The sequence below is a fragment of the Kribbella jejuensis genome (assembly GCF_006715085.1).
Lineage (GTDB): Bacteria > Actinomycetota > Actinomycetes > Propionibacteriales > Kribbellaceae > Kribbella > Kribbella jejuensis.
This window is the reverse complement of the sequence record NZ_VFMM01000002.1, coordinates 1,333,969-1,345,875: the sequence shown is the minus strand read 5'-3', so window position 1 is coordinate 1,345,875 and position 11,907 is coordinate 1,333,969. Positions and strand designations below refer to the sequence as shown.

12 protein-coding genes are annotated in these 11,907 nt (G+C 69.4%); 6 read left to right on the top strand and 6 right to left on the bottom strand.

Annotation, left to right across the window (positions count from 1 at the left end):
* Nucleotides 1-180: 180 nt before the first annotated feature.
* Genes FB475_RS26540 through FB475_RS26525 form a run of 4 tightly spaced genes read right to left on the bottom strand, consistent with a single transcriptional unit; the run spans nt 181 to nt 2,187 of the window.
* Complete coding sequence (locus FB475_RS26540; protein ID WP_141859250.1) at nt 181-702, bottom strand: hypothetical protein; 522 nt, start codon at nt 700-702, stop codon at nt 181-183.
* Nucleotides 703-710: 8 nt separating this feature from the next.
* Nucleotides 711-1,007 carry a hypothetical protein gene (locus tag FB475_RS26535; protein WP_141859249.1) on the bottom strand — a complete coding sequence of 99 codons (297 nt, stop codon included), beginning with the start codon at nt 1,005-1,007 and terminating at the stop codon, nt 711-713.
* Nucleotides 1,004-1,615 (bottom strand): DedA family protein, encoded by a 612-nt coding sequence (locus tag FB475_RS26530; RefSeq protein WP_141859248.1) that lies wholly within the window; start codon nt 1,613-1,615, stop codon nt 1,004-1,006. The genes FB475_RS26535 and FB475_RS26530 overlap by 4 nt, the downstream gene beginning before the upstream one ends.
* Nucleotides 1,612-2,187 carry a phosphatase PAP2 family protein gene (locus FB475_RS26525; protein ID WP_202878512.1) on the bottom strand — a complete coding sequence of 192 codons (576 nt, stop codon included), beginning with the start codon at nt 2,185-2,187 and terminating at the stop codon, nt 1,612-1,614. The genes FB475_RS26530 and FB475_RS26525 overlap by 4 nt, the downstream gene beginning before the upstream one ends.
* A gap of 76 nt (nt 2,188-2,263) precedes the next feature.
* Between FB475_RS26525 and FB475_RS26520 the strand changes: the two genes are divergently transcribed.
* The 6 genes from FB475_RS26520 (at nt 2,264) to FB475_RS26495 (ending at nt 9,123) form a co-directional block, all read left to right on the top strand.
* Nucleotides 2,264-2,614: a BlaI/MecI/CopY family transcriptional regulator gene (locus FB475_RS26520; RefSeq protein WP_141859247.1), complete on the top strand. Its 351-nt coding sequence runs from the start codon at nt 2,264-2,266 to the stop codon at nt 2,612-2,614.
* Nucleotides 2,611-3,534, top strand: coding sequence for a M56 family metallopeptidase (locus FB475_RS26515; RefSeq protein WP_141859246.1), 924 nt, complete (start codon nt 2,611-2,613; stop codon nt 3,532-3,534). Before FB475_RS26520 ends, FB475_RS26515 begins: the two co-directional genes overlap by 4 nt.
* 230 nt (nt 3,535-3,764) lie before the next feature.
* Nucleotides 3,765-6,062 carry a DUF8189 domain-containing protein gene (locus tag FB475_RS26510; RefSeq protein WP_272952099.1) on the top strand — a complete coding sequence of 766 codons (2,298 nt, stop codon included), beginning with the start codon at nt 3,765-3,767 and terminating at the stop codon, nt 6,060-6,062.
* Between the two features lie 487 nt (nt 6,063-6,549).
* Complete coding sequence (locus FB475_RS26505; RefSeq protein WP_141859245.1) at nt 6,550-7,113, top strand: DUF5994 family protein; 564 nt, start codon at nt 6,550-6,552, stop codon at nt 7,111-7,113.
* 397 nt (nt 7,114-7,510) lie between these two features.
* Complete coding sequence (locus tag FB475_RS26500; protein WP_238332426.1) at nt 7,511-7,780, top strand: hypothetical protein; 270 nt, start codon at nt 7,511-7,513, stop codon at nt 7,778-7,780.
* Nucleotides 7,781-7,827: 47 nt separating this feature from the next.
* Nucleotides 7,828-9,123 (top strand): HAD-IA family hydrolase, encoded by a 1,296-nt coding sequence (locus FB475_RS26495; protein WP_141859244.1) that lies wholly within the window; start codon nt 7,828-7,830, stop codon nt 9,121-9,123.
* Here the strand turns inward: FB475_RS26495 and FB475_RS26490 are convergent.
* Nucleotides 9,120-11,051: a TIGR03960 family B12-binding radical SAM protein gene (locus tag FB475_RS26490; RefSeq protein ID WP_141859243.1), complete on the bottom strand. Its 1,932-nt coding sequence runs from the start codon at nt 11,049-11,051 to the stop codon at nt 9,120-9,122. The two genes, FB475_RS26495 and FB475_RS26490, sit on opposite strands and share 4 nt — an antisense overlap.
* 65 nt (nt 11,052-11,116) lie before the next feature.
* Nucleotides 11,117-11,860 (bottom strand): alpha/beta fold hydrolase, encoded by a 744-nt coding sequence (locus FB475_RS26485; protein ID WP_141859242.1) that lies wholly within the window; start codon nt 11,858-11,860, stop codon nt 11,117-11,119.
* Nucleotides 11,861-11,907 lie beyond the last annotated feature (47 nt).

Below are 11,907 nucleotides of genomic sequence, written 5' to 3'. Positions count from 1 at the left end.
CGTGCGTACACGCCGAAGTGGTGTTGCGTCAGCGGGCACACCTCCTGGGGTCTGGGGACAGGCTATTGCCTATCTCCGGTCACCATTGCTTGTTCCCAGAGAGGGTTATCCGGGTCGGTTGCTTGAGGCAGCGATTGGGAAGGCGCGGGTCGCGGGGCTCGGGATTGTCTTGGGGACGGATTAGCGGAACGTCCATGTTGGGTGGGTTGACGCGAGTACGTCGTGGTGTCCGGCCCAGCCGTCAAGTGCGACGACCTTCAGGAAGCGAGGTTGGCCGGCGTGCAGCTCGTAGCCCCAGGTGAAGGCGGCTAGCGGTTCGACCACGCGTGAGCGAATCACGTCGGGCACCATCACCAGGAATGTGGTCGCCCGCCACACGCCGTCGGTATGGTCCGGGTTCGCCGGTGCGTCGAAGAACGTCGGCAGGTACCCGTAGACGTAGAACGGATCGGTCGGATCCAGGTTCGGTAGCAGGTCCACCGACACCGATCCACCGTTGTCGACCACCTGGATCCAACCGAAGATCGCGTTGATCCCCTGGCCGGCGAACGACACCGACGCCGTGCACATCGGGAACCCGCGGAACGCGTCCAACTCCAGATCAGGTACGACGAGCGCGTGGCCGGAGACGGCAGGGTCGTTCGGGGAGACCTCGACCGTGATCGTGCCGTTGTGGCCGCGGGCGGTGAAGGGGATGCGCATGCGGCATCCTACGTATGGCGGGCGAGGTACCAGGTGCCGGCGATGGTTAGGCCGATGAGGAAGACGGCGGAGAGTTCGTCGCGGAGTTCGCGGCGGACTTCGGTGTTGTCGCCGGCGCAGTCGGCCAGGTGGTGTAGGGCCTGGGAGCGGGTGGACAGGTGGTGTTCGCCGGCGCAGAGGACGACCTCGGTGCCGACCGTGTGGATCTGGCCGCGGTGTTCGATCGCGTCGGGGAAGACCCAGGCGAGCAGTACGCCCAAGGCGCCGACCGTCAGCACGAGCCACGCCGCCATCTTGCGAGTCACGAGACACGCTCCTTGCGATGCTTCCGTACCCGCCACACCACGATCGCGACCACCACGATGCCCAGCACGACCAGCGCGGCGGCCCGGCCGAAGGTCTTTTCGACGCGGGCGTACGAGTTGCCCGCCAGGTACCCGAGCAGCACGACCGCGGTCCCCCACACGATCCCCCCGGCCGCATTGAACGCCAGGAACTTCAGGTACCGCATCCCCGACATCCCCGCCAGCGCAGGCATCGTGGCCCGGAAGAACGCCACGAACCGCCCGAGGAACACCGCCGTACCACCCCGCTCGGCAAGCTGCTTGCGCGCGGACTCGAGCTTGTCCTTGCGCCGCGCGACCAACCGGCTCTCAAGAATCCGCGGCCCGAAGAACCGGCCGACCTCGTACCCGACCGTGTCGCCGAGGATCGCCGCGCCGATCACCACCACAAGGATCAGTGGCAACGCCGTATGCCCGACCGCCGCGGTCACACCTCCGAGTACGGCTGCAGTCTCCCCCGGCAGCACGAACCCCACGAACAGCGCGTCCTCGGCGAACACCAGCAGCCCGACCATCCCGTACACGGCGATCCCGTGCAGCCCGAGCAACCAGCCCGTCAGTCCCTTCATGACAGCAGAACCACCCGCAGCCGCGTACCGGCGATCGCGTCCACGCACCAGGTCAGCACCCGCCGCACCAGCAACCAGGTGCCGACGGCAACAATCGCGCCGAGTAGCAGCCCGGCGAGGACGTCGCCCGGGTAGTGCGCGGCGATGTACACCCGGGTCAGCGCCATCAGCACCGCGGCGGCGGCCGCGACGATCCCGAGCCGCCGGTTCACGATCCACAGCCCGGCCGCGACCGCACCGGCCATCGTCGCGTGGTCGGACGGGAACGACGGGTCGGTACTGCGGTTCGCGAGCACCAGGATGCCCGGCAGCGTCGTGTACGGGCGCGCCTCGTGGACCGCGTGCACGATCGGTTGGTTGATGGCCACGGCCAACAGCGTCGCACCCGCGGCGCTGATCGCCGCAGCCACCCCCACCACCCGGCCGGAACGCCGCGCGATCCACCACCCCGCGACCAGCAGTACGCCGAACAGCACAACGCCGTACTGCGCGTACGCCTCAGCCGGACCGTGCAGCCACGGCGTGGCCCGTGCGAACGCGTTGAACTGATCGAACAACCAGCGATTCATCATGCGCCCCCGTCTACTACAATCCGAGTAGTAGATTGATGCTACTACGTTCTTCGTAGTAGTCAGGAGGAGGCCTGTCATGAGCCGGGGCCGGGGGGATCTCGAGCAGCAGGTGTTCGCCGCGCTCGCCGCCGACGGGGGCGCGATGACCACGTCCGACGTCCGGGACGCGCTCGGCGGCGAACTCGCGTACACGACCGTGATGACGGTGCTCGGCCGGATGGCCGCGAAGGGCCTGGCGACCCGGCAGCGGGTCGGCCGCTCGTACGCGTACACCGCGGTCGTCGACTCGGCCGAGGTCGCCGCACACCAGCTGCACCGCCTGCTGGACGCCCGCGGCGACCGCGCCGCCGTCCTCACCCGCTTCGCCCGCGGCCTGTCCGCCGAGGAATCCCAACTCCTCGTCGACCTCCTCCAGGACGACGAATGACGACCGCCGCGATCCTCGGGCTGATCGCGATCGTCGGCTACGCGCTGATCGCGCCGGCCGCCGCCCGCTGGATGGCGCCGTCGGTCGCGACCAAGCTGGTCATCGCCGGCAACGTGCTGTCCGCGGCCAGCGGTGTGTTCATCCTCGCCGTGCTCGCCTTCACCTGGATCGGGCAGTTCCCGTTCGTCGCGGCCCAGGGCGCGTGGTCCCCGGCCGCACTGCACAGCGACAGCCCGGTGCCCGCCTGGCCGGCCGCGATCGCCGGTTGCCTCGTACTGCTCGCCCTGCTCTCGGTGCTTGTCACCGGCCTGCGCCAGATGCGTGCACTCGTCGAGGTACACCGCGCCTGCCGCGGACTCACTGCGGTCGGCGATCTCGTCGTACTCGACGACGAGCGCCCGGACGCCTTCAGTACGCCGCAACCCGCGGGCCGGGTGATCGTCACGAGCGGTCTGCTCCGCGCACTCGACCCGCGCCAACGCGCCGTACTACTGGCCCACGAGAAGTCCCATCTCCAGCACCACCATGCCTGGTGGAACCTCGCCGCAGGTCTGACCGCGGCCGTCAATCCGGTACTGCGACCCGCCGCCCGAGCGGCCGCGACCGCCGTCGAACGCTGGGCCGACGAGGACGCGGCGCGGGCCGTCGGCGACCGCCGCCTGGTCGCGACGACGCTCGTACGAGTTGCGCAGCTGCAGACCCGCTTCGTACATCCCGAGGCGGTCGTCGGGGCGACCGGCGGCGACCTGGAGACCAGGGTCCGCGCACTGCTCGCTCCCCCGCCACGCCACCGGCCGCTGGTGATCGCGGCCGCCATCGCGGCGTTCGCCCTCTTCGCGCTGCCGGCCGCCGCCGTACAGCACACCGGCGAGGCGCTCTTCGAGCACGCCGAACGACCGGTCGCCGGGCAACACACCTGATTGAAAATCCCCAACCCCACAAGGGGTTCCGGCGAACTTGACTACCCGTGCACGAGAGCTTGTGCACATGCCGTGACGGGCGGATTCTGAAACCAGAGCAGTGACTTGGGGGCCGACTGCTCGGTGGGGGAAGACGGCCGGGCCGTCTTCGGTCGAGGTGTGCGCTGGGGGTGAGCTTCTCGGTCCGGCGTACGCCGTCCTGCTCGGGTGCCCCCGCGGAAGGGGGAGAAATGCCGAGGAAGGCCAACGGGCGCGCGGACAAGCACCGCGACGAGGACCGGATGCCGGGCGAGGCCCCGGAATCGAACGCGCACGCCGCGAACGGACAGCCCACGGCGAACGGCATGCCGATGACCGCTGCACCAGCGGCCGGCACGGACATGAGCAGCGGCGGATCGCCGGCTGCTGACATGGCGGGCGGCGGATCGCCGGCCGCGAACATGAGCGGTGGTACCCCGAGCGGCCTGGGGATGAGCGGCGGCGGGTCGCCCGCCGGGGCCGGCATGAGCGGCGGTGGTACGGCGGGTGGTGCCGGTATGAGCGGCGCGACCGGCGACGGGCGGGCGGAGACCCCGAGCCGCCGGCAGTGCGGCGTGATGGACGTGCACCGGCGGCTGCTGTCGACGTCACCTGAGTACGCCGCGGCCCGGTCCGCGCTCGAGACCGCGACGATCGACTACGTCTCCCGCCAGGAACGTTTCACCGGGATCGCGCGCATTCCGGTCGTCGTCCACGTGGTCTGGAACACCAGCGCGCAGAACATCTCGCAGGCCCAGATCGACAGCCAGATCGACGTACTGAACCGCGACTACCGCGCCACCAACCCCGACACCAGCATCGTGCCGGGCGTGTTCAGCGGGCTGATCGCGGACGCGCAGGTCGAGTTCTTCCTGGCCACCCAGGACCCGAACGGGAACCCGACGAACGGCGTCACCCGGACGCAGACCAGCGTCGCGACGTTCACCACCGACGACAAGGTGAAGGCCACCGCGACCGGCGGAATCGATCCGTGGCCGACGAACAAGTACCTGAACATCTGGGTCTGCCAGCTCGGCGGCGGCCTGCTCGGGTACGCGCAGTTCCCGGGCGGACCGGCGGCCACCGACGGCGTCGTGATCCTGCACAGTGGCTTCGGTACGAACGGTACGGCGGCGGCACCGTTCGACCTCGGCCGGACGACGACGCACGAGGTCGGGCACTTCTTCAACCTGCTGCACATCTGGGGCGACGACGGCAGCGGCTGCAGCGGCAGCGACGAGTGCGCCGACACCCCGAACGCGGCCGGCCCGAACTTCGGCGTACCGACGTTCCCGCACGTGACCTGCAGCAACGGGCCGAACGGTGACCTGTTCTACGACTACATGGACTACACCGACGACCGCGGCATGGTCATGTTCACCAACGACCAGGTGACGCGGATGCAGGCGACGATCGACACCGTACGCAAGGACCTGCCGGTCTTCGACACCGCGCGAGCGACGCCGGAGCCGGCCGGCTCGGTGGTGTCGTGGGGCGCGAACCGGCTGGACGCTTTCGTGCTCGGCACCGACCTCGCGATGTATCACAAGTGGTGGGACGGATCGGCCTGGGGACCGTCCGTCGCCGGTTACGAGTACCAGGGCGGGATCTGCATGAGCGCGCCCGAGGTGGCGTCCTGGGCGCCGAACCGGCTGGACGCGTTCGTGCTCGGAACCGACCGCGCGCTCTACCACAAGTGGTGGGACGGAGCCTCCTGGAACGGGTACGAGTACCTCGGCGGCATCTGTATGAGTCCGCCGCGGCTGGCGACCTGGGGTCCGGACCGGCTGGACGCCTTCGTCCTCGGCACCGATCGGGCCCTGTACCACAAGTGGTGGGACGGCTCGTCCTGGAACGGGTACGAGTACCTGGGCGGGATCTGCATGAGTCCGCCCGAGGTCGTTGCCTGGGGCCCCGATCGGTTGGACGCCTTCGTGCTCGGTACGGACAACGCGGTCTACCACAAGTGGTGGGACGGCTCGTCGTGGAACGGGTACGAGTACCTCGGTGGTGTCTGTGCCTCGCCACCACGGGTCGTTGCCTGGGGCCCCAACCGGCTCGACATGTTCGTGATCGGCACCGACTCGGCGCTGTACCACAAGTGGTGGGACGGCTCCGCGTGGAACGGCTGGGAGTACATGGGCGGCATCTGCACGACCGCGCCGACCGTGGTCTCGTGGGGCTCGGACCGGCTGGACGTATTCCTGCTCGGGACGGACTCGGCGCTCTACCACAAGTGGTGGGACGGCTCCGCGTGGGGACCGTCGCTGACCGGGTACGAGTACATGGGCGGGATCTGCACCGACGAACCGCGCGTGGTCTCCTGGGACACCAACCGGCTGGACGTGTTCGTCACCGGTACCGACAAGCAGCTGTACCACAAGTGGTGGGACGGATCGGCCTGGGGACCGTCGGTCACCGGGTACGAGGCGCTCGGCGGCGTGATCAGCGACTTCAAGGTGACGATCCCGGAGTCGCCGGCCGCGATCGGACAGGGGGTGGGCATCTGACCAGTCCACCGACCGGCCACTGGACGCATTCCTTCGAGGAGGACCACGACGGGATCAGCGTCTACCGCCGCGACGACTACCCGTTCCCGCCGGCCCGCGGCCGGCGGGCCGTGGAGTTCCGCCCCGACGGCACCTTGGTCGACTACGCCATCGGCCGCGGCGACGCCCCTGCCCCGGGGCCGCCCGGCCGGTGGGAGACCACCGGCCGCCTGGCCTTGCCCTCGGGCAAGACCGGCCAGGTCGTCAACACCTTCCCGGACCGCTTGGAAATCGACTGGCAACCCTGACGCCGGCCCTCGGCCCCTGCGCCGGCGCCGGCGCGAGGAGGATTTCACGCCCGCTTCGGGACGAGATCCTCCCCAACCCACGGGGCTTCCACGATGAATGCCGTGGGCTTGCTCGGACAGGCGTAGGCTGGAGGGATCCGGGACGACGACATCCCACCGCGAGGTGCCGGCCACGCCGGCGACGCCTTGGGATGTATGTCATGGCAGCTCTGCGCACGGATCCAGGGGTGGTCGTCTCGCTCACCAAACCGTCGACGCCGCGGCTCAGGCTGCTCCCCACGAACGTCGGCACGCCGCTCCTCGACGGCGCGTGGTGGCCTCGCTCAGCTGATCCGGTCGCGGAACTGCCCGGCCTGATCGTGGCCATCAACAGGTCGCCGGCAGGCCGAGTCGGCCGAATGCTCCTGGATGCCACCGCCTGGGACACCCAGCCGATCCGTCTGGCGGTGGCCGGCCGTGTCGTGCGACTGAGCTACCGCACGAGCCGGCCGACCGACCTGCTCGTCGCACTGTGCGGAACCAGCGGCCTGCGCGTCGAACTCCTCACCATTCCTCCGAATACCCCTCATGACATCGCTGAACTATCGATGGCTCGAGCCGCCGGCGCGGACAACCAGCTCCGGTTACAGAGCCTCGTCGAGGGCATGCGAGCACACGGCGTCGACCAGTCCTCGCCACAACACGACACCTGGGAATCCGAGGGTGGCCGCCTCGCCCGCGCATCGAGTTCCCCGGACCGCCCCGGGGAGTCGACCGCTGACTGACCAGGCCGGCCAGACCTTTCCGACGATGCACGGTTCCACGACCCAGCGGGTAGGCTGGAACCACTCCGGAGCGATGGCATTCCAGCTGGCATGTCGGGAACCCCCGCAGCCCTTTGAGGCGATGCCCGATGCCCGTCCTGACTCAGTTCGTCCCCAGCGGCCCCTCCGGTCGCTCTGTGGTCAACCACGATCTCTCCCGGCTGTTCGCGGCGGTGACCTCCGCCAGGGTGGCAGATCGGCAAGCCCGCGGCCGGTTGCGGTGGGACGACCCCTTCCGCCCCGACGCCTACCGTCTCGCGTCGTCGCTGCGCGCCTACGCCCGAGCACTCGAGGGGTATCGGCTGCCCGTGCCACCGGTGATTCGCGACGAGCTCCGTCTCCGGAGTGGGTTACCGCTGTGAGCGCTGGGCCACCCGACCGGAAGCTGGACGCCCGAGTGGACTGGACGCTGCGCGACTTCTCGCTGCCCGGACACGTGATGGTGTTGACGGCAACGGGCTGGCGCCAGGGCTGGCTGCTCGCTCGCGAGAACGGCTCCACCGGCTGGACCGGTCTCGTACAGTACGTCGCCGACGCCGTCGAGATCATCGAGTACATGTCCGCCGACCACATCGCCTCCCCGGACAGCTGGCTCTCGGACAACCCGGACCCGCCCGTCGAGGCCTGACCTGCTCGAGAACATGGAGGTCACTGGACGCGGTTAAGCTGACAGCCATGTGGAGCCCGAATGCGCGTGACGTCGGCGGACTTCCGACCCGGTACGGCGTACCGACGCGCGCGGGTGCCCTGGTGCGCACCGACGCGTTCGACGCCGTCTCCGACGAATTGCGTGCACTCGACGCGGGCCTCGTACTCGACCTGCGCTCCGACTGGGAGCTCAAGGAGCCGCATCCGCTCGACGGCCTCCCGGCGTACCGGCGGATCCCCTGGATCGACCCGGAGGCCGAGCGGCTGCGCGATCCGGAGGCCGAGCCGCGGCTGCTCGACGTCTACCGCAACAGCCTGACGCGGAACGCGAAGCACATCCGCGAGATCTTCGCCGCGATCGCGGACGCGCCCGCGGACCGGCCCGTCGTCATCCACTGCAAGGCGGGCAAGGACCGGACCGGCCTGACGATCGCGATCCTGCTCGAACTGGCCGGCGTACCGCGGTCGCGGATCGCGGCCGACTACGCGATCAGCGAGGTCCACCTCGGCCTGCAGGACGGGCCGGAGTTCTCCCGGACCCGCCCGGAGACGATCCTCGGCTCGCTCGACCACCTAGACTCCCTCGGCGGCGTCCGCGGGTACCTGTCCTGGCTCGGGCTGACCCGCAGCCAACTGCACCGGCTCGCGACCCGGCTCGTACCGGTCGAGGTCGAGGCCATCGTGTTCGACTTCGACGGTCTGCTGATGGACACCGAGACCACGATGGTCGAGAGCTGGCAGGCCGAATGGGCGCACCACGGCCTCGAACTCGACCTGGAGAACTTCTGGCCGGGCCACGGCGGCAACGTCACCGAGGACCGGTACGACGTCCTCGCCGCGGCCGTCGGCGCCGGCTTCGACCGCACCGCGAGCCACGCCCGCCGGATCGCCCACCGCGACCGGTTGCACGCCGACCTCGACTTCCGCCCCGGGATCCGCGACTGGATCCGGTCCGCCCGCGAGTTCGGCCTCAAGGTCGGGATCGCGAGCAGCTCGGACCGCTCGTGGGTCGTCGGCCACCTGGACCGCGTCGGCGCAGTCGGCCTCTTCGACCAGATCGTCACCGGCGACGACGTCGCGACCCACAAACCGGACCCGGCGATCTACGAGCTCGCTCTACGGCGCCTGGACGTACAGTTCGCCGTCGCCGTCGAAGACACCCCGCACGGCGTCGCGGCGGCGCAAGCAGAAGGCCTGTACGCAGTCGCCGTACCGAACCCCTACGTCGCCCTCGGAGCCGTCGCCAACGCCGACCTGGTTCTCAGCAGCGCTGACGACCTCTCGCTCACCGAACTGTTGCTCTCAGCCCGCCCAGGAGGCTAGACGACCGAGAGCGGAAGCAGCTTCTTGCCGGTCGGGCCGATCTGGATCTCCGTGCCCATCTGAGGACACACGCCGCAGTCGAAGCAGGGGGTCCAGCGGCAGTCTTCCACCTCGATGGCGCCGTCTTCCTCCAGCGAGTCCTGCCAGTCCTCCCAGAGCCAGTCGCGGTCGAGGCCGGAGTCCAGGTGATCCCAGGGGAGAACTTCGGCGTACTCGCGTTCGCGGGTGGTGTACCAGGCGAGGTCGACCGGCTCGTCGGCCAGCGCCTTCTCGGTGCACTCGACCCAGCGCTCGTACGAGAAGTGCTCGCTCCAGCCGTCGAACCGGCCGCCGTCGCGCCAGACCGACTCGATCACCCGGCCGACGCGGCGGTCGCCGCGGGACAGCAGGCCCTCGATGATGCCGGGCTTGCCGTCGTGGTACCGGAAACCGATCGCCTTCGCGTAGTTCTTGTCCGCGCGGATCGCCGCGCCGAGCTTGGCCAGCCGCGCGTCGGTCTCCTCGGCGCCGAGCTGCGCGGCCCACTGGAACGGCGTGTGCGGCTTCGGTACGAACCCGCCGATCGACACCGTGCAGCGGATGTCGCGCCGGCCGGACGCCTCCCGCCCGGTCGCGATCACCTTCTTCGCCAGGTCCGCGATCGCCAGCACGTCCTCGTCGGTCTCGGTCGGCAGACCGCACATGAAGTACAGCTTCACCTGCCGCCAGCCGTGGCTGTACGCCGCCGCGACCGTACGGATCAGGTCCTCCTCGGTGACCATCTTGTTGATCACCTTGCGCATCCGGTCCGACCCGCCCTCGGGCGCGAACGTCAGACCGCTGCGCCGGCCGTTGCGGGAGAACTCGTTGGCCAGCGTGATGTTGAACGCGTCGACCCTTGTCGACGGCAACGACAGCGAGACGTTGCTGCCCTCGTACCGGTCGCCGAGGCCCTTCGCGACGTCGGCGATCTCGCTGTGGTCGGCGCTCGACAGGCTGAGCAGGCCGACCTCCTCGAACCCGGACTGCTGCAGGCCGTTCTCGACCATGTTGCCGATCGTGGTGATGCTGCGTTCGCGCACTGGGCGGGTGATCATGCCCGCCTGGCAGAACCGGCAGCCGCGAGTGCAGCCACGGAAGATCTCCACCGAGTACCGCTCGTGCACGGTCTCGGCCAGCGGGACCAGCGGCTTCTTCGGGTACGGCCACGCGTCGAGGTCCATGACCGTGTGCTTCGCGGTCCGGAACGGTACGCCGGGGCGGTTCGGGGTGACGCGCTGGATCCGGCCGTCGGCGAGGTAGTCGACAGTGAAGAACTTCGGGATGTACACGCCGCCGGACTTGGCCAGCCGCAGCAGCACCTCGTCGCGGCCACCCGGGCGGCCCTCGGCCTTCCACTCCCGGATCACCTCGGAGATCGCCAGCACGATCTCCTCGCCGTCACCCATCACCGCGGCGTCGAGGAAGTCGGCGATCGGCTCCGGGTTGAAGGCGGCATGCCCGCCGGCGAGCACGATCGGGTCCTCGTCGGTCCGGTCGACTGCGTGCAGCGGAATCCCGGCAAGGTCCAGCGCGGTCAGCATGTTCGTGTACCCGAGCTCGGTCGAGAACGACAGCCCGAACACGTCGAAGGCCCGCACCGGCCGGTGCGAGTCGAGCGTGAACTGCGGGATCCCGTGGTCCCGCATCACCTTCTCCATGTCCGGCCAGACCGAGTACGTCCGTTCGGCGAGGATGTGGTCCCGCTCGTTCAGCACCTCGTACAGGATCTGCACGCCCTGGTTGGGCAGGCCGACCTCGTACGCGTCCGGGTACATCAGCGCCCAGCGCACGCTGACGTCGTCCCACTCCTTGCTGACCGAGTTCAGTTCACCCCCGACGTACTGGATCGGCTTCTGCACAGACGGCAGCAACGCCTCCAGGCGCGGGAACAGCGATTCGACAGTCATAAACACTTCCAGTCAGCGGTGCAGAGCGGCTACCAGCCTAACGCCGCACCCCTGCGGCGCCGGAATCAGCCGAGGTGAGCGAGCAGCAGCGGGTTGACGACGTCCGGGTGGGAGTAGCTGACGAGGTGGGCGGCGCCCTCGATGATCTCCAGGTGCGCGCCGGGAATTTCGGCGGCCAGGGGAACGACCGTTTCCGGCGGGACCGAGGTGTCGGAGTCCGTGGTGATGAGCAGGACCGGAGCCGTGATGTTGCCCAGCGACGGTAGGAGATTGGTGGTGCTGAGAGCCTCGCAGCTGGCGGCGTAGCCCTCGTCGGGGCAGTCGAGCAGCATCTGGCGGATCAGGGCCGTGTCGGTGAATTCCGGCCGGAACCAGCGGCCCAGGGTGGCGTCGACGATGGCCTGGGTGCCCTCGGCTCGCACCTGAGCGGCGCGGTCGGTCCACGTCTGAGCGCTCTCCGCCGGGTTCGACGGTGGGCAGATCAGGGCGAACCGGTGGAATCGCTCGGCGGCGTTCTCGGCGAGCCACAGGCCCACCGCTCCACCCAGCGAGATTCCGACGTACGACGCCTGCCGCACCTCGAGTTTGTCCAGCAACTCGACGACGTCGCCGCCCAGCTCGTCGATCGTGTACGGACCGTCCGGAACCTCGGACTTCCCGTGTCCGCGATGGTCGAACGCCACCACCCGGAACCGCTGCGCCAGGACGTCGAGCTGTGGCGCCCACATGGCTTGCGTCGCCCCGAGCGACGCGCCGAGCAGAACCACCGGCGCGTCGGCGGGACCGGCCTCCTCGTAGCTCAGTCGCATATTTCCCACTGTACGGACGCAGCGATTCCTTTTGCCCGTCCGGGTGG